Origin of the sequence: Ruegeria arenilitoris, from assembly GCF_013030265.1 — a bacterium.
GTDB lineage: Bacteria > Pseudomonadota > Alphaproteobacteria > Rhodobacterales > Rhodobacteraceae > Ruegeria > Ruegeria arenilitoris_E.
Map to the genome: position 1 here is coordinate 65,423 of NZ_WPZQ01000010.1, position 17,664 is coordinate 83,086.

17 protein-coding genes are annotated in these 17,664 nt (G+C 56.8%); 7 read left to right on the forward strand and 10 right to left on the reverse strand.

The features are described 5' to 3' along the window. Positions 1 to 55 precede the first annotated feature (55 nt). The 3 genes from GOX61_RS17340 to GOX61_RS17350 are packed head-to-tail and all read right to left on the reverse strand — an operon-like array spanning position 56 to position 2,782. Entirely contained in the window at positions 56 to 1,210 is a 1,155-nt protein-coding gene (locus GOX61_RS17340; protein WP_170335749.1) for a CCA tRNA nucleotidyltransferase, read from the reverse strand. Continuing rightward, positions 1,207 to 1,812, reverse strand: a complete 606-nt coding sequence (locus GOX61_RS17345) for a CoA pyrophosphatase (protein ID WP_155144289.1) — start codon at positions 1,810 to 1,812, stop codon at positions 1,207 to 1,209. The genes GOX61_RS17340 and GOX61_RS17345 overlap by 4 nt, the downstream gene beginning before the upstream one ends. Next, positions 1,796 to 2,782 (reverse strand): Hsp33 family molecular chaperone HslO, encoded by a 987-nt coding sequence (locus tag GOX61_RS17350; protein ID WP_155144184.1) that lies wholly within the window; start codon positions 2,780 to 2,782, stop codon positions 1,796 to 1,798. The genes GOX61_RS17345 and GOX61_RS17350 overlap by 17 nt, the downstream gene beginning before the upstream one ends. Positions 2,783 to 2,858: 76 nt before the next feature. Between GOX61_RS17350 and GOX61_RS17355 the strand changes: the two genes are divergently transcribed. After that, complete coding sequence (locus GOX61_RS17355; protein ID WP_170335751.1) at positions 2,859 to 3,305, forward strand: NUDIX hydrolase; 447 nt, start codon at positions 2,859 to 2,861, stop codon at positions 3,303 to 3,305. Here GOX61_RS17355 and GOX61_RS17360 read toward each other — a convergent pair. Then, on the reverse strand, positions 3,302 to 4,573 hold the full coding sequence (locus tag GOX61_RS17360) for a PP2C family protein-serine/threonine phosphatase (protein ID WP_170335753.1): 1,272 nt from the start codon (positions 4,571 to 4,573) through the stop codon (positions 3,302 to 3,304). The two genes, GOX61_RS17355 and GOX61_RS17360, sit on opposite strands and share 4 nt — an antisense overlap. A 162-nt stretch (positions 4,574 to 4,735) precedes the next feature. On the opposite strand from GOX61_RS17360, the gene GOX61_RS17365 reads away from it, so the two are divergent. Next, a complete protein-coding gene (locus tag GOX61_RS17365; RefSeq protein WP_170335755.1) occupies positions 4,736 to 5,065 on the forward strand; it encodes an Hpt domain-containing protein in 330 nt (109 codons plus the stop codon). Between the two features lies 1 nt (position 5,066). Here GOX61_RS17365 and ilvA read toward each other — a convergent pair whose 3' ends face one another. After that, positions 5,067 to 6,293 carry a threonine ammonia-lyase IlvA gene (ilvA, locus tag GOX61_RS17370; RefSeq protein WP_155144179.1) on the reverse strand — a complete coding sequence of 409 codons (1,227 nt, stop codon included), beginning with the start codon at positions 6,291 to 6,293 and terminating at the stop codon, positions 5,067 to 5,069. Positions 6,294 to 6,351: 58 nt separating this feature from the next. Beyond that, positions 6,352 to 7,125, reverse strand: a complete 774-nt coding sequence (locus GOX61_RS17375; RefSeq protein WP_170335757.1) for a hypothetical protein — start codon at positions 7,123 to 7,125, stop codon at positions 6,352 to 6,354. Between the two features lie 140 nt (positions 7,126 to 7,265). Here GOX61_RS17375 and GOX61_RS17380 point away from each other — a divergent pair, with 140 nt between their 5' ends. The 4 genes from GOX61_RS17380 (at position 7,266) to msrA (ending at position 10,059) form a co-directional block, all read left to right on the forward strand. Then, on the forward strand, positions 7,266 to 8,492 hold the full coding sequence (locus GOX61_RS17380) for an argininosuccinate synthase (protein ID WP_155144174.1): 1,227 nt from the start codon (positions 7,266 to 7,268) through the stop codon (positions 8,490 to 8,492). A gap of 32 nt (positions 8,493 to 8,524) precedes the next feature. Further along, a complete protein-coding gene (locus GOX61_RS17385; RefSeq protein ID WP_155144286.1) occupies positions 8,525 to 8,929 on the forward strand; it encodes a DUF1810 domain-containing protein in 405 nt (134 codons plus the stop codon). Positions 8,930 to 9,011: 82 nt separating this feature from the next. After that, positions 9,012 to 9,293 carry an SCP2 sterol-binding domain-containing protein gene (locus GOX61_RS17390; protein ID WP_155144172.1) on the forward strand — a complete coding sequence of 94 codons (282 nt, stop codon included), beginning with the start codon at positions 9,012 to 9,014 and terminating at the stop codon, positions 9,291 to 9,293. A 94-nt stretch (positions 9,294 to 9,387) separates the two neighbouring features. After that, positions 9,388 to 10,059 carry a peptide-methionine (S)-S-oxide reductase MsrA gene (gene msrA / locus GOX61_RS17395; RefSeq protein WP_170335759.1) on the forward strand — a complete coding sequence of 224 codons (672 nt, stop codon included), beginning with the start codon at positions 9,388 to 9,390 and terminating at the stop codon, positions 10,057 to 10,059. Here msrA and GOX61_RS17400 read toward each other — a convergent pair. After that, positions 10,056 to 10,928, reverse strand: coding sequence for a ribokinase (locus tag GOX61_RS17400; RefSeq protein WP_170335761.1), 873 nt, complete (start codon positions 10,926 to 10,928; stop codon positions 10,056 to 10,058). The two genes, msrA and GOX61_RS17400, sit on opposite strands and share 4 nt — an antisense overlap. A 3-nt stretch (positions 10,929 to 10,931) precedes the next feature. After that, positions 10,932 to 13,187: an NADP-dependent malic enzyme gene (locus GOX61_RS17405; RefSeq protein WP_155144167.1), complete on the reverse strand. Its 2,256-nt coding sequence runs from the start codon at positions 13,185 to 13,187 to the stop codon at positions 10,932 to 10,934. A gap of 161 nt (positions 13,188 to 13,348) precedes the next feature. Here GOX61_RS17405 and mutS point away from each other — a divergent pair, with 161 nt between their 5' ends. Then, positions 13,349 to 15,964: a DNA mismatch repair protein MutS gene (mutS, locus tag GOX61_RS17410; RefSeq protein WP_170335944.1), complete on the forward strand. Its 2,616-nt coding sequence runs from the start codon at positions 13,349 to 13,351 to the stop codon at positions 15,962 to 15,964. Between the two features lie 31 nt (positions 15,965 to 15,995). Here mutS and GOX61_RS17415 read toward each other — a convergent pair whose 3' ends face one another. Then, a complete protein-coding gene (locus GOX61_RS17415) occupies positions 15,996 to 16,559 on the reverse strand; it encodes a nucleotide exchange factor GrpE (protein ID WP_155144165.1) in 564 nt (187 codons plus the stop codon). Between the two features lie 10 nt (positions 16,560 to 16,569). Continuing rightward, a complete protein-coding gene (gene hrcA, locus GOX61_RS17420) occupies positions 16,570 to 17,634 on the reverse strand; it encodes a heat-inducible transcriptional repressor HrcA (protein ID WP_170335763.1) in 1,065 nt (354 codons plus the stop codon). Positions 17,635 to 17,664: the final 30 nt, after the last annotated feature.

Here is a 17,664-nt window from a genome sequence, read left to right on the forward strand (position 1 = left end):
ACGCGCACCCTAGCCACAAATGATCCGCTTTGTCATCCCCTTTTGAGACTTCATTTTATTCCGCCAGCAATTCATCGCGATCCAAAAGGAAACCCGACGCAATCCAGCGCGCCTCAAGTTCGGCCAGTTTTTTGCCCAGCGCCGGACCGCTGTATTTCGGAATGAGATCATTTGCCTTGATCGGAAAGCTGGCCGCAGCCCCTTTTTCAAGGGCAATGGCAAGATCATCGGTCCAGGGTTGTTCCAGAAACGCGCAACGCAGAAGCGTTTCGTGCAGCCCCCCTGTTGAACCATACCGAAAGCCAAGTTCAGCAACACCTGCGGTTCCCATGGCCTCGTCCCGCATACGGGTCAGGCGTTGCAGTTGAGCTTTGCTGAGCCGCAGAGTTCGGGCAACTTCCAGTGGCGCGATTGCAGCCAATCGGCGAATCGGGTCGGGGGGTGCTCCGGCATCCCCTTCAAGTTTCACGAGAATTGGCAGGGCCTTGTCGTCAGCACCGGGCAGAATTCGGGCCAAAACGCCTGCACTTCGCATCGCTGCCACCGAAGGCGCGGGATCGGGTGCACCAAGCAGCTTGAGCATTTCAGCCCCAACCCTTTCGCGTGAGAGTTTCTCGAGACCCTCGAGGTGCGAGGCGATTGCAGACAGTGCCTCGGGGTCAAACCCGGCATCTGCATCGCCGTACCAGGCGTGAAACCGAAAATACCGCAGTGACCGCAGATAATCCTCTTTGATCCGGTCCTCTGCATTCCCGATGAACCTGACGCGGCGCGCCCGTAGATCGGGCAGACCATTTAGCGGATCCAGAATGGTTCCATCCGGTCGCGCATAAAGCGCGTTCATTGTGAAATCGCGCCGGGCGGCATCTTCTTCGACTGCGTCCGCATAGGCAACGACCGCGCGCCGCCCATCGGTTTCGACATCGCGGCGGAAAGTCGTCACTTCGTGCGGGATACCACCGCTAACCACTGTAATTGTGCCGTGATCGATACCAGTCGGGATGGCTTTCAGACCAGCCTTACTGGTCAACTCCAGCACCCGTTCGGGATGCGCGTCCGTGGCTATATCAATGTCGGAAACCGGGGCATTCAAAAGCGCGTTGCGCACACACCCACCCACGAACAGGGCCTGCGCACCGGCGTTGGTCAAAGCCGAGCATACATCCTGTGTCGCTTCAACCCTGATCCAGTCTTCTGTGATCTGCGTCATTCACTCACTCGCGCCGCCAAACCCCGAAGCATCCGTGCCGTTGCGCCCCAAATGTAATAGGGGCCGTAAGGCACAGCGAAATAGTACCGTCTTTGGCCGCGCCAACGACGCGACTCGACGACATAATTCGCCGGGTTCAGAACATGCGCAAGCGGAACTGAAAAGACTTCTTCCACTTCTCCGGGTTCCGGGATTGGATCAAAACCATTCTCTAACACCGCCACGACAGGTGTCACGGTAAAGGACGTTACGGTTTCATGGGTTGGCAAGTGGCCTAGAATTCGCGGCAGATCTGGCGGTAAACCAATCTCTTCCTGCGCTTCACGTAAGGCTGTTGCAGTGACATCTGCATCGCCTTCGTCCTGTTTTCCACCGGGAAAAGCAATCTGGCCCGGGTGATGTTTCAGGGCCGACGAGCGCTTGGTCAGGATCAGGCGCGGTGTTTCACCGGACAACAATACCGGAACCAGAACACCAGCGGGGCGCAGCTTGCGTCCCGCTGGCAAAACGGTTTCAGGATTCAGATCAAAGTCGCTCGACCCGTCACCGGGGCGGCTCAGCGCCGCCGTCAGTTGTGAAATCGGATCAGGCACGATCCGCATCTTCGGCGTCGAAGCCAACTGTGCTTGGATCCAACACGTAATGGGCACCGCAGAACTGACAATCGGCAGTCACGGTTCCTTCGTCAGTGGTCATCTTGGCAATGTCCCGTGCCGAATAGATCGACAGGCTTTGGCGCACGCGATCTTCGGAACAGGTGCAGCCGAATTTGACCATCTGCGCATCATAGACACGCGGCTGTTCCTCGTGAAACAGTCGGATCAACAAGTCAGTTGGTGCAATCGATGGCCCGATCAGCTCGAGGTCATCCACCGTATCGAGCAGGATGTTGACCCGGCCCCAATTTTCACCTTCATCGCCATCAACCAGATCCGAAGCCGAGAGTATCTCGCCACTACCTTCCCCAGATGCCACAAACGGGGACGCCTTGGGCATGTGCTGCAGCATGATGCCCCCGGCGCGCCAATGTTCACCCACGCCAGGCTCGGTCGATTTGCCAAAGCTCAGCGAAAAGCGGGTTGGCAGCTGCTCGGACTGCGCAAAATAGGCCTCGGCACAGGCGCGAAGTGAACCGCCCGCCAGCGGAGTGATCCCTTGATAGGGTTGGGTTCCCTCACCCTGGTCGATCATGATCGCAAAATACCCTTCGCCCACCTGGTCAAAGGGTGCGCCATCGGTCAGGCGATCCCGATCAAAGCTGGCATAGGCACGGATCTGTGCGGGCTCTCCGTCTTTCTGCGGCGCATAGTAGTCGGTCGCAATCATGCGTACCGCGCCCTTGGACTGAACCTGAAGGGACAGCTTCCAGCGCAGCGCAACGGTCTGGCCGATCAATGCGGTCAGCAGGGCCATCTCGGCCACCAGGGCCTCGACCTGTTCCGGATAGTCGTGCTGTTTCAGGATGCCGTCCAGCACCCCGTCTAAACGCGCCACACGGCCACGCATATCCGATACATCAAGTTGAAAGGGCAGGACGGTATCGTCCCACGCGATTTTCGTTCCAAGAGACATGGGGTTTCCTTACACGCCACAGGTTGGCATACCGCCACCATATAGGTCGAACAAACCGGGTTGAAAGGGGCCATACATGATCAGAAGGTTCGGTGAAACCCCGGAACCGGGGCGACGGTACATTCGGAGGCCCGGAGTGTATGCTTTGTTACCGCGAGGCAGCTCATTGCTCGTAACCTGGTATGATGACGGTCTGAACCCGGAACTCCAGCTTCCCGGCGGGGGAATTGACCCGGGTGAATCTCCGATGACGGCCCTTCACCGAGAGGTTTTTGAAGAGACCGGCTGGCTAATAACAGCACCGCGACGTGTGGGTGCATTTCGGCGTTTCACCTATATGCCGGAATACGATCTTTGGGCCGAGAAAGTCTGCTATATATACCGCGCGCGGCCAGTCCGCCCAATGGGACCGCCCACCGAAGAATTCCACGAGGCCGTGTGGATGGAGACGTCAGACGCCACCAGAACGCTGGGCAATGAAGGTGACCGCCACTTTGCCACCCGTCATATGCAGGGGCTTTAGGGCTGATAGTATTCGAAGAAGACGGCTGAAACATCGTCTCCCATACCATCATCAGGCGACATGGCCTGCGTTAATCGCCAGAACATGTCGTCCAGAAAATCCGAGCCGCCGCCATCGGAAAGACAGTCCTGCGCTATGGCCTGAAGACCTTCTTCATCCAGAAGGCTGCCGTCCGCCAACCGACACTCGGTAAATCCATCTGAATGGAGCAACAACTTGTCACCCGGCTTCATGTAAACATCCGTTTGATGAAAAACCGCGTTTTCAATCAGACCGATAGGCAGACCACCTGTGCCCAGAAATTCGGTACTGCCATCCTTGCGCAGCAGCAGTGGATGCGGATGCCCGGCCTGAACCATTTTGAGGTGACCGTTGCGCAAATCGACGATGGCGTAGACCATCGTAAAATACTCTTCGATCCCGGCATCGGCCATCAGGCGCGAGTTCAGTGTCGCGGCAACATTCTCGGGCGGCAACAGCGCATAGAATTTATCAAATCGCTGCTCCATCGCGACATTCTGATCGAAATGCTTGCTGGAAAGATAGCTGCCCAAGCGCGCCGTCATCATGGCCGACGTAATACCGTGACCTGAAACGTCGATGCTGTAAAAACCCAGACGGTTTGGACCGGGCGAGAACATACCGACCAGATCACCACCGATATGGCCACAAGGCTTCAGCAACATACTGACCCGTGAGTTCCCGAAGTCGCGCCGAAGCTCGGGCACCAGAGAATCCTGAATTTTACGCGCCTGCATCAGATCCTTGTCGATGGCATCATGGGCCAACCGCAACTCCTCAAAGGCACTTTCAATCAGCCGGTTCTTGTCTGAGAGTTCGCGCTGCATATCCAAAATGCGGGCGCCTGCGGAAATCCGGGCTCGCAACTCATCCGCCTCTAACGGTTTGATCAGGAAATCATCTGCACCCGCATCAAGGCCCCGTGCGACCTCCTGCTTTTCGCTCTTGGAAGTGAGAAGAATGAAGTATGTGTACTGATCCATTTCCAGCGCACGGAAAGCCCGACAAAATTCAAGCCCACCCATGCCAGGCATCACCCAGTCGCTGAGAACCAGATCTGGTGGATCAACCTTACACAACGCGATCGCATCTTCGCCGTTGTCAGCCTCGACAACCTCAAAACCCCACTTTTTAAGCGAGGCCACAAGAATTCTTCGTTGAAGGCGGCTGTCATCAACAACCAGCACCTTCTGGATTGCACCAAATTTCGGTTTGCCCACAGTGTCTGTCTTACTGGCTGGCGTCACCTTTTACCCCACGCATTCCCTGAAACCGAGATGTGGAGAAGCTAAAATCTGCAGCTTAAAATTGAGTGAAAGCGGGTTGGCTACTTCGCATGAGCGATTTTAATCAGCTGTTTACGCGTTACGCCCTATCAGAGAGGTAAGCAGGTCCAGACGGAGGGCATGATGATACATTGGCCCCGGGTAAATCAGCTGCGCGATGAAGTGGGCGCGGATGAGTTTGATGAGGTTGTCCAGATTTTCATGGACGAGGTGCAGGAAGTGATCTCGAAACTGCGTGAGGACACCTCCAGAACCGAGATTGAGCAGAACCTGCATTTCCTCAAAGGCAGCGCACTGAGCCTGGGTTTCGACAGATTCTCAAAGCTCTGTCAGGACGGGGAAAGAAAAGCTGCGGCCGGGGAAGGTTCTGACGTCAACCTTGCCGAAATCTATTCTGAGTTTGACCGGTCCAGATCCGTGTTCGAGGCAGGTTTGGCAGATAATCTGAAGTGAATCAGATTACGAACTGGGCAAGCGTCTCATCCTCGGTGATATCCGTATAGGTAAATCCGGCCTCATCCAGATGAGCAAACAGGCGCATGAAATTCTCAGGTTTGCGGGTTTCGATTCCGATCAGGACCGAACCAAAATTGCGAGCCGATTTCTTCATGTATTCGAAGCGGGCAATATCATCTTCCGGCCCGAGTATGCCGAGAAACTCCTTCAGCGCGCCTGGACGCTGCGGCAGACGTAAGATGAAGTATTTCTTCACACCGGAATAACGCTGCGCCCGCTCTTTGACCTCGGGCAAACGCTCAAAATCAAAGTTCCCGCCCGAGGTCACACAGATAACCGTTTTGCCGCGAACAAAACTCTGAACGTCACCTATCGCTTCGACAGCCAAAGCGCCTGCTGGTTCTAAAACGATGCCCTCGACATTGAGCATCTCGATCATGGTTGCGCAGATGCGATCCTCGGACATGACCAAAACGTCTGAGAGGTGTCGTGAACGCAAAAGCTCAAACGGCTTCGCTCCAATGCGACCGACGGCAGCGCCGTCTACGAATGTATCTACGTGATCTAAGGCAACGGGATGACCTGCCGCAAGCGCAGCACGCAGACACGCCCCACCTGCAGGTTCGACAAACAGGCAATGCGAGCGATCCCCGAACCATGTCGCAACGCCAGAGGACATACCGCCCCCACCTACCGGCAGGATCACGTGATCCGGGACGGCACCCAACTGCGCTTCGATCTCAACCGCCAGCGAAGCCTGACCTTCAATCACGTCATCATCGTCAAAAGGAGACAGGAAATGCCCGCCCTGTTGCGCACACCAACTTTGCGCGGCCGCCAGCGTGTCATCAAAATAGTCGCCGGTCAGATGAATTTCGATGTTATCCCCGCCGAAAATCCGGGTCTTCTGAATTTTTTGCTGCGGGGTCGTCACCGGCATGAAGATCACGCCCTTCACGCCCAGATGCTTACACATATAGGCCACGCCCTGCGCATGATTGCCTGCGCTGGCACACACAAACAATTCCTGACCCTGCTGCTTACGCATGGCATTAAACGCGCCGCGGATTTTGTAGGACCGAACCGGGCTGAGGTCCTCGCGCTTGAGCCAGATATCAGCTCCGTAGCGATCGGACAGATGAGCATTCCGCTGCAGTGGCGTTGCAGGAAACACAGTGCGCATCGCCTGTTCGGCAGCGCGGGCGCGGGTCATGAAATCGGTCATATCGGTCTCAGTGTCGTATCGCTGCCCAAAGGGCAAGGAATACATATGTGTACGGGTATCAGGCCAGCTCGCGTTTTTCGACGTAAATACCGTACACCGTGGTCAAAACGCTGACATTTACCAGTGAAATGACCAGCCCGATAATCGTTTGGCTTGCTATTCCCACTATAGGCAAGATCTGACTGGCCTGAAAGATCAGAAGACTGAGGACAACCTGAACAAACGCCAGAATCAACACAACAATTGTGATGGTGCCGTTAGAGCCTTCAGTTGCTTTTTTTGCGTCCATAAAACCAAGCGGTTCCCCAATCGCCGCTGCTGGCAAGGCTGCGCCAAGCCTTATGAAAAGCACATAGACAACAAAGAAGGCGGCAAACGGCAAAAGTTGAAGCAGGTAACCCAATGGCGGCACGATGGCGGCCAAAATTGAGCCAACCAAGAGCAACGGCACCAGAATTACCACCGATGCAATCACGCAAACGACAATAAGCTGGACGGTACACCAGATGTAGGCCCCTATCCGATCTAAATTGAACGATGGGATCCAACCTTTGGGATACTCTTCGAGCAGTACGAACCGATGCCAGGCGACGAAAATCCACAAGCTCACTAGGATATTGATCAACGCTGCTAAAACGACGTTCAGCGCGTCTTTCGCAGTCAAGTGCATTGCTGGATCACCCGCATCAATCCCGTTCGCACTCGCCAGGCCCAAGACGAGGGTACTGAATATTGCGGCGGCAACTGATGGTACCAATCCAATCTGCAGAGCTTCCAGTAGATTACTGAACACCATTCGAACTGAATGGATGAAAATCTGCCAACCAAGCATTCTGAACCGCCCTCTCAACCAATCCTTGTTATCTTTGCAATCGTTTCATCCCAATTCCCGTCCTGCGTCAATGCTCGCAACTTGCCCCCGGGTCGAAAACCCGCTAGGGGCCAATCGTTCTACGCATAAAGGGAAGTCAGATGTCCGCGCCCAAGAAAGTTGTTCTGGCCTATTCCGGTGGCCTTGATACCTCGATCATTCTGAAATGGCTGCAGACCGAGTATGGCTGTGAGGTTGTTACCTTCACCGCCGATCTGGGTCAGGGTGAAGAGCTTGAACCGGCACGCCAAAAGGCTGAAATGCTGGGGATCAAGCCCGAAAACATCTATATCGAGGATATCCGCGAAGAGTTCGTCCGCGACTTTGTCTTCCCGATGTTCCGCGCCAACGCGCAGTACGAAGGTCTGTACCTGCTGGGCACCTCAATCGCGCGTCCGCTGATCTCGAAACGTCTGGTTGAGATCGCAAAAGAAACCGGTGCTGACGCCGTTGCGCATGGCGCGACCGGCAAGGGCAACGATCAGGTCCGTTTTGAGCTGGCTGCCTACGCACTGAACCCCGAGATCAAGGTCATCGCCCCGTGGCGCGAGTGGGATCTGACCAGCCGCACCCGTCTGATTGAATGGGCAGAAGCACACCAGATTCCGATCGCCAAAGACAAACGCGGTGAGGCCCCCTTCTCGGTCGATGCCAACCTGCTGCACACCTCGTCCGAGGGCAAGGTTCTGGAAGACCCCGCCGATATGGCGCCCGACTATGTCTACCAGCGCACCGTCCATCCCGAAGACGCGCCGAACGAGCCGGAATTCATCGAGATCGGTTTTGAAAAAGGCGACGCCGTCAGCATCAATGGCGAAGCGATGAGCCCCGCGACCATCCTGACCAAGCTGAACGAGTACGGCGGCAAACACGGCATTGGTCGTCTGGACCTGGTCGAAGGTCGTTTCGTCGGTATGAAATCGCGTGGCATCTATGAAACTCCCGGCGGCACCATCCTGCTGGAAGCGCACCGCGGTATCGAATCCATCACCATGGACCGTGGCGCGATGCACCTGAAAGACCAGCTGATGCCGCAATACGCGGAGCTGATCTATAACGGCTTCTGGTACAGCCCCGAGCGGGAAATGCTGCAAGCCGCCATCGACAAATCTCAGGAACATGTCACGGGCACCGTCCGAGTGAAACTGTACAAAGGCTTGGCCTCAACCGTGGGCCGCTGGTCGGATCACTCGCTGTACTCTGAAGCACATGTGACTTTTGAGGAAGACGCCGGTGCTTATGACCAGACCGATGCGGCTGGTTTCATCCAGCTGAACGCTCTGCGTCTGAAGCTTCTGGCCGCTCGTGACAAGCGTTTGTCCAAGTGACTGAAGACGAAGGCATAAACGAAGAGCTCGAAATGTTCATCGAAGCGCAGGACACGGTTTGGCCGGATGTCCTGCGTGAACTTGAGCAGGGACAGAAAACCAGCCACTGGATGTGGTTCGTTTTTCCGCAACTGGCAGAACTGGGCCAATCTCATATGGCCCAGCTTTATGGGATCGAAGATCTGGATGAGGCAACCGCCTATCTTGGGCACCCGGTCCTGCGTGAGCGCCTGATTCAGGTGTCCCGCCTGATGCTGTCGCACAAGGGCTCGGACCCGGCTGGTATTCTGGGAAAGGTCGATGCCAAGAAGCTACGCTCGTCCATGACCTTGTTTGCGGCTGTACCCGGCGCACCATCCGAGTTTCAGGATGTCCTGACAGCTTTTTATGACGGTCAGATCTGCGAGCCAACCAAACAGGCGTTGATCAACGGCTAGCCTTGGCTGGTTCCAGTAGGGTCATGCTTGCCTGAAGCTGAGACTTCTCTTTACGCAGGGCACAACTGCGAAAGGAATTCATATGCTTCAGGAAATAGCAGACGGTATCCAAAAGGGTCTGGGCGGCAAAACCTTTGACGGATCGCTCAAGTTCGATTGCGGTGAGGATGGTGTCATCGTCCTCGCCGACAACACTGCAACGACACAGGATCGAGATACCGACTGCACCATTCGCATCTCTCGTGACAATCTGGGCAAGTTGCTTACCGGTAAACTGAACCCGATGACGGGTGTGATGATGGGCAAGCTCAAGATTTCAGGCGACATGGGTGTCGCTATGAAACTGGGGCAGTTGCTGGGCTGACCGATAAACTCGTCTCACCAGCACGTGACAAATGATGTCAGTGGATTGCCAACTTCCGGGTCGCACGGCAGCCTGATCTCAAAGGAGATCTGCCATGACCCGGAATTACAGTTTCGACCATTTCAAGTCCGCTCTTCTGTTTGTTCTGATTGCTCTGGTTGCGTTGTTACGCGCGATACCTGCACCTGCGGCGGGCACCGAAACACTGACCGTTGCCGGCGGCTGTTTCTGGTGCGTTGAGTCCGATTTTGAATCGGTACCCGGCGTGATTGGCGCAGTCTCGGGTTATACCGGCGGAAAATCTGCGAACCCGACTTACGATCAGGTTTCCAAAGGCGGTACAGGTCACTACGAGGCCGTACAGATCACCTTCGACCCTGCCCGCGTCTCACGTGAAACACTTTTGAGCATGTTCTTCCGCTCGGTTGATCCGACAGATGCAGGCGGTCAGTTCTGTGACCGTGGCGAAAGCTACCGGACGGCAATTTTCGTCTCTAACGCAGGCGAAAAAGCACAGGCGCAGAAGGCTAAGGCAAATGCCCAGCAGGCATTGGGACAAACAGTCGTGACGCCAATCCTGCAACAATCAACCTTTTATCCTGCGGAAGCCTATCACCAGGATTACTACAAGGGAGACAAGCTGGTCTTCACCCGTTTTGGTCCCAAGCGCCAAAAGAATGCGTACAAAGCCTATCGCAAGGCCTGCGGTCGCGACGCCCGGGTAAAACAGCTTTGGGGCAGTGCAGCACCCTTTGTCGGTTCCTAATCGAAACGAGCCGCCTGAACTTCCTTGAGATCAGGGATCACATCAGCCGTACCGTGTCGCATCACCATTAAAGCCGCGGCACGGTTTGCCTGTGTTATGGCCTGCGCCAGCGGCATGCCTCGGTCCATTCCGGCCAGGACATAGCCGGTAAAGGTGTCACCTGCCCCGGTCGTATCCACGGCCTGAACTTTGTGGGCATCAAACACCTCCGGATCTTTGCCGCGCTGATGATAGCGGGCGCCATTGGAACCTAGTGTCACGACCACATGCTCGACCGGCAAGTCTGCAGCGCTGAGACCGGTGGCTTGCTGTAGCTGTTCCGCTTCAATCTGGTTCAGGATCAGAAAATCCAGATAGGGCAAGACAGCCTGAACCGCATCCGCCTGAAACGGCGCTGCTGCGTAACAGACTGTCAGACCAAGTTCATGCCCCAGTCGGGCAGCCTCGACCTGTGCATTGGTTTCGTTCTGCATGACCAGCAGATCACCTGATTTGGCCAAAGACAGCGCCTGTTCCAGCTGCTGAACCTCAAGCGCGTGGTTGGACCCCGGGTAAAGAACGATCAGGTTCTCACCTTCGGCATCGACCGCGATGATTGCATGCCCGGTTGGTACATCCACTTCGGTGATATGGCGCGTATCCACGCCATACTCGGTCAGACGGTCCTTGGCCCAGCGCCCGTCAGGCCCGACAGCTCCGATATGGCTGACCTGACATCCGGCACGTGCGGCGGCAACGGACATGTTCGCACCCTTGCCGCCCAGAAACCGTTCCAGCCCCTTGGCCGCAAGGGTTTCCCCCGGACCGGGCAGGTGCGGCAGGCCGTAGACCATATCGGCATTGATTGAGCCAAGGTTCCAGATCGTCATCGCTTATCCGATATCGCAAGAGGCCAGGATGGCCATGTTCAGGATGTCGTTTGCAGTCGAAACGGTTGAACAGATCTGGATCGGTTTATCGACACCCGACAGGATCGGACCGATCACGGTCGCGCCACCCATTTCCTGCATCAGTTTGGTCGAGATGCTGGCCGAGTGCCGTGCGGGGACGATCAGAATGTTCGCGGGACCGGTCAGGCGCGAGAACGGGTAAGCCTCTTGCTGATCCATGTTCAGGGCAACGTCGACGGTCATCTCACCTTCGTATTCGAAATCCACGCCGCGCCCGTCCAGAACTTCGGGAGCGACATGCATTTTTTCAGCACGTTCCGAGACCGGGTAGCCAAAGGTCGAAAAGCTGACGAAAGCAACGCGCGGCTCCAGACCCATATGGCGGGCAACGGCTGCTGCGCGCTCGGCGATATTGGCCAGATCATTCTCATCCGGCCATTCGTGAACCAGCGTATCGCCCATCAGGACGATCCGGCCCTTGTGCAGCAATGCGGTGACACCGGCAGCGCCATGGGCCGCATCCGCGTCAAAGACGTGATTGATGCGATCCAACACATGTGCGGATTTCCGGGTTGCGCCCGTAACCAGACCATCGCCATGCCCATGAGCCAGCATCAAAGATGAGAACACGTGCCGGTCACGCGCGGCCAGACGGTGGATATCCTTCCGGTCAAATCCCTTACGCTGCAGACGTTTATAGAGGAATTCCTTATAGGCATCGAGGTGCATGGTGTTGGCGGCGTTCACTACCTCCAGCTCGCGAACAGCATCACCAAGACCTGCGGCTTCAAGCTTGATTTTGACGTCATCGGGACGACCAACAACCAGCGCCTTTCCGAAACCCGAGCGCTGATACATGACCGCTGCGCGCAGAACGCGCGGATCGTCACCCTCGGCAAAGATCATGCGACTTTGTGCTGCGCGGGCACGTGCGTTCAGGCCGCGCAGGATGCTGGCAGTCGGGTCCATGCGGGATTTCAGGCTCAACTCATAGGCATCCATGTCGATGATCGGACGCCGCGCCGCCCCGGTATCCATACCAGCCTTGGCAACAGCGGGTGGGATACGGTGGATCAAGCGCGGGTCAAATGGCGTCGGAATGATGTAATCGCGGCCAAAGGTCAGAGATTTACCATAAGCCATGGCAACTTCATCCGGCACATCTTCGCGCGCCAGACGGGCCAACGCGTGGGCGCAAGCGATCTTCATCTCGTCATTGATGGCACGGGCGTGAATGTCCAGCGCACCACGGAACAGGTATGGGAAACCCAGAACGTTATTCACCTGGTTCGGATAGTCGCTGCGCCCGGTAGCGACGATCGCATCGACCCGCACCTCATGCGCCTCTTCCGGCGTGATCTCGGGATCCGGGTTCGCCATCGCAAAAATCACCGGGTTATCTGCCATTGACGCGACCATATCCTGCGTCACAGCGCCCTTAACCGACACGCCCAGGAAGACGTCCGCGCCCTTCATGGCCTCTTCCAGAGTGCGCAGATCCGTGGTGATGGCATGCGCCGATTTCCACTGGTTCATACCCTCGGTCCGGCCCTGATAGATTACACCCTTGGTGTCACAGACGATGCAGTTCTCATGCCGTGCGCCCATCGACTTAAGCAACTCAATACAGGCGATCCCCGCCGCACCCGCGCCATTCAGGACGATCTTTACGTCTTCGATCTTTTTACCCGAAATATGCAGCGCATTCAGCAAACCCGCCGCGCAAATCACAGCCGTACCATGCTGGTCATCGTGGAAGACAGGGATATCCATCTCTTCCTTCAGGCGCTGTTCAATGATGAAACACTCGGGCGCTTTGATATCTTCAAGGTTAATGCCGCCAAAGGTCGGCCCCATCAGGCGCACGGCACGACAAAACTCATCCGGGTCTTCGGTATCCAGTTCGATATCGATCGAGTTCACATCGGCGAACCGTTTGAACAGGACTGACTTGCCCTCCATCACCGGTTTCGAGCCCAGCGCACCCAGATTGCCAAGACCCAAAACCGCTGTGCCGTTTGAAATCACAGCAACCAGATTGCCCTTGTTGGTATAGTCGTAGGCTGTTTCCGGGGATTCCGCGATGGCTTCACATGGAACAGCCACGCCGGGGCTGTAGGCCAGCGACAGATCACGCTGAGTGGTCATCGGGACGGTGGCTTGAACCTCCCACTTGCCGGGAGTTGGTTCGAGGTGAAAGGCCAGCGCCTCTTCTTTGGTGATCTTCGCTTTGGGCATGAGATAGGTCGTTTCTTTACATCTGTTGGGCTTTCGCCTCATAGCGCAGCAAGAGGCGCGCCTCAACGAGAATACTTTTCACCTTTCGTCGCGGGTGGGGTATTTGTAAGGTCGCGTCCGGAATACGCCAGAAGGGGTCAGCCTTGTCCACAGTCACGCCGATGATGGCGCAATATCTCGAGATCAAAGAGGCCCATGCCGACGCCCTGCTGTTTTACCGCATGGGCGACTTTTACGAGATGTTCTTTGAGGATGCCGTCAACGCAGCCGAAGCGCTGGACATCGCCCTGACCAAGCGCGGCAAGCACAACGGAAGCGACATTCCGATGTGCGGCGTCCCTGTTCACGCAGCTGAGGGCTATTTGCTGACGCTGATCCGCAAAGGGTTCCGAGTCGCCGTCTGCGAACAGATGGAAAGCCCTGCTGAGGCGAAGAAAAGAGGCTCTAAATCGGTGGTTAAGCGCGATGTCGTGCGTCTGGTGACGCCCGGCACACTGACAGAAGACGCGCTGTTGGAAGCCCGCCGCCACAACTTTCTTGCCGCATATGCCCAGGTCCGGGATGAGGCTGCACTGGCCTGGGCCGATATCTCGACCGGGGCGTTTCACGTGATGCCTTTGACGTCCGTGCGTCTTAGCCCCGAGCTGGCACGGCTGGCGCCGTCCGAACTGATCGTCGCCGACGGAGCACCGGAAAAGCTGAATGAGCCTGTTCGCGATCTTGGTATCTCTCTGACGCCCATCGGGCGTGCCAGTTTCGACAGTACTGCGGCGGAAAAGCGCATCTGCGGGTTGTTCCACGTGGGCGCTTTGGATGCCTTCGGCAATTTTGGTCGCGCCGAAATCTCAGCCATGGGCGCGCTGATCGACTATCTGGAGATCACGCAAAAGGGCAAACTGCCGCTGCTGCAGACGCCGCTAAAGGAATCCGAGGACCGCGTGGTTCAGATCGACGCCGCAACTCGGCGCAACCTGGAACTGACCCGTTCCCTGTCCGGAGGTCGCGCTGGCTCGCTGCTGTCCGTGGTGGATCGCACAGTCACTCCGGGTGGCGCGCGCCTGTTGGAGCAACGCCTTTCCAGCCCTTCCCGCAATCTGGACGTCATCCATGGACGGTTGGATGCAGTGAGTTTTGCGGCCGAAGACAGTTTGATTGCATCGGACCTGCGCGAGGCGTTGCGCAAAACTCCCGATCTGGACCGAGCCCTGTCCCGCCTGTCTCTGGATCGCGGCGGCCCCCGTGATCTGGCCGCCATTCGCAACGGCCTGGCACAGGCATCAGCGATTGCCGAGCTTTGCGCGGATCAGGACTTACCAGTCCTTCTGGCAACGGCGTTGCAAAATCTGATTGGTTTCGATGACCTACTGAGCCTGCTCGATGACGCCCTTGTAGCAGAACCCCCGTTGCTGGCCCGCGACGGTGGTTTTATCGCGCCGGGGTACGATGCCGAGCTGGACGAGGCACGCACCCTGCGCGACGAGGGCCGCTCGGTCATCGCCGGGTTTCAGCAGAAATATGCGGAACATACCGGCATCACGTCTCTGAAGATCAAGCACAACAACGTGCTGGGTTACTTCATTGAAACTACAGCCACCCATGCCGAGAAAATGCTGAACCCCCCGTTCAGCGAAACCTACATCCATCGGCAGACCACAGCCAATCAGGTGCGGTTCACCACAGTCGAACTGTCCGAGATCGAAACCCGTATTCTGAACGCCGGAAATCTGGCGCTGGAGATCGAAAAGCGGCTCTATCAAAGGCTTTCTGATGAAATTCTGGGAAAAGCCGCCCGCCTGAACCAAGCCGCCCGAGGGTTGGCTGAGCTGGATCTGACCACCGCTCTGGCCGATCTGGCACGTGGAGAAAACTGGTGCCGCCCACAAGTCGACGCCTCGCGCGCATTCGATGTTCAGGGTGGCAGACATCCGGTTGTCGAACACGCCCTGCACCAGCAAAGCGGTGACGCATTCATCGCGAATGACTGCGATCTCAGCGCCAACGATGGCGCGGCGATCTGGCTGCTGACCGGTCCCAACATGGCCGGTAAATCGACCTTCCTGCGTCAGAATGCGCTGATCGCCCTGCTGGCCCAGATGGGTAGCTACGTCCCGGCGGAGCGCGCGCATATTGGTCTGGTAAGCCAGTTGTTCAGCCGCGTTGGAGCTTCAGACGATCTGGCGCGCGGACGATCGACCTTTATGGTCGAAATGGTAGAGACTGCCGCCATCCTCAATCAGGCAGATGACCGTGCCCTCGTCATTCTGGATGAAATCGGTCGCGGTACCGCCACCTATGATGGCCTGTCAATCGCTTGGGCTACCCTGGAACACCTGCACGCATCCAACAAATGCCGAGCCCTGTTTGCCACGCATTACCACGAGCTGACGGCATTGGCCGGCAAACTCGAGGGTGTTGAAAACGCAACCGTCGCAGTGAAAGAATGGGAAGGTGAGGTCATCTTTCTGCACGAGGTCCACAAAGGCGCGGCAGACAGATCCTATGGTGTACAGGTCGCCCAATTAGCCGGACTGCCGGTATCTGTGGTCGAACGCGCGCGTATCGTGCTGGATCAGCTGGAAAAAACCGAACGCGAAGGCGGTAAACAAAAAGCGCTGATCGACGACCTGCCGTTGTTTTCGGCTGCGCCCCCTCCGCCACCACCTGCGCCCAAGGCATCACCTGTCACCGACATGCTCGATGAAATCCTGCCGGACGAGTTGACTCCACGTGAAGCATTGGACCTGATTTACAAATTGAAAGAGGCGGCCAGAACCTGACCGCCTCAATATTCGTTTGAACTGAAATCGTTCAGCTTGCCGGGGTCGAAGATACCCCGACCTGCGCCGGGCGCAGCAGGCGATCATGCAGCATGAAGCCCTCGGCCGAAACCTGAATAATGTCACCAGCACGGGTACCTGGGACCGGTGCCTCAAACATCGCCTCATGCACATTTGGATCAAACCGGTCACCAACTTCGGGCGTGATCACTTCGATCCCGTGCTTTTGGAATACGTCCTTTAACGCGCGCATGGTCAGCTCGACGCCTTCCAGAAGCGGGCCTGCCACTTCTTTCTGTTCGTCGGTTGCAGCTTCGAGCGCGCGTTTCATGTTGTCGTAAACCGGCAGCATGTCACGGGCCAGTTTCGATCCGCCGTACTGTTCAGCATCCCGACGGGCCTTGTCGCCACGCTTGCGCGCGTTTTCGGCATCCGCCAAGGCGCGCATGAACTTGTCCTTGAAATCGTCCCGCTCAGCACGCAGCGCATCAATTTCCAGCGCCTCTTCGCTGATCTCGGCAAATTCCTCGGCCAGCTCTTCCGCCTCGGCGGTTGCGATATCGTCCAGAAAATCTTCGTTCTTGGGCTCTGCCATCTCTTACCCTCTAGCTCCGGTCGGAAATCAGCTTGCCGACCAGTTGCGCCGTATAATCCACGATCGGCACGATCCGTCCATAATTCAGACGCGTGGGCCCGATGACCCCGACCGCACCGATTATCTTTCGATCAGCGTTCATATATGGAGACACCACCAAAGAGGAACCCGAAAGTGAGAAAAGTTTGTTCTCAGACCCGATAAAAATGCGCACACCCTCGCCTTCCTCGGTCAATTCGAGGAATTCGGCGATGTCCTGCTTGCGCTCGAGGTCATCAAACAGCGTTCGGATTCGGTCCAACTCCTCAGCCTGGCCGGGTTCTCCCAGCAGATTCGCCCGCCCGCGCACGATCAAACGGGCTGAGTCGGTGCCGTCCCCATCCCAGGCGGCCATGCCACTTTCCACCATTTCGCGCGCCAAAACATCGATTTCCTGCCTGCGCGCAGTGATCTGGGATTGCATCTGACGCCGCACTTCACTGAGCGTACGCCCTTCGATCAGCGCGTTCAGGAAGTTCGCCGCCTCGCGCATCGAACTGGGCGTCTGTCCTGGAGGAGGCGTAAACAGGCGGTTTTCAACATGCCCATCGGCAAAGACCAGAACGACCAAAGCGCGGTCATGGGCCAATGAAACGAATTCGATATGCTTGATCTCGGATTCATGCTTGGGCGTCAGAACCAGCGATGCGCCATGTGTCACGTGTGACAAAGCCGAACCGACACGATCCAGCATTCCGCCCACATCGCCTGCATTAGAGCCTAATGTTTCGTCCAGCTTCTGCCGATCATCCGCGCCCAGATCACCCACTTCCAGCAATCCGTCCACGAACATCCGCAGCCCTTGCTGCGTGGGAATCCGCCCCGCACTGACATGAGGGCTGTCAAGCAAGCCGAGAAACTCCAGATCCTGCATCACGTTGCGCACGGTCGCGGCGCTGACCTTCTCCGACAAAGTGCGGGTCAGCGTACGGCTGCCAACCGGTTCTCCGCTATCCAGATAGCTCTCGACGATCAGCCGGAACACCTCGCGTGACCGGTCATTCATCTCGTCCAGAATTTTGCGCGCTTCGCTCATGCGTCTTCCCCTGCTGGACCGGCATTAAAT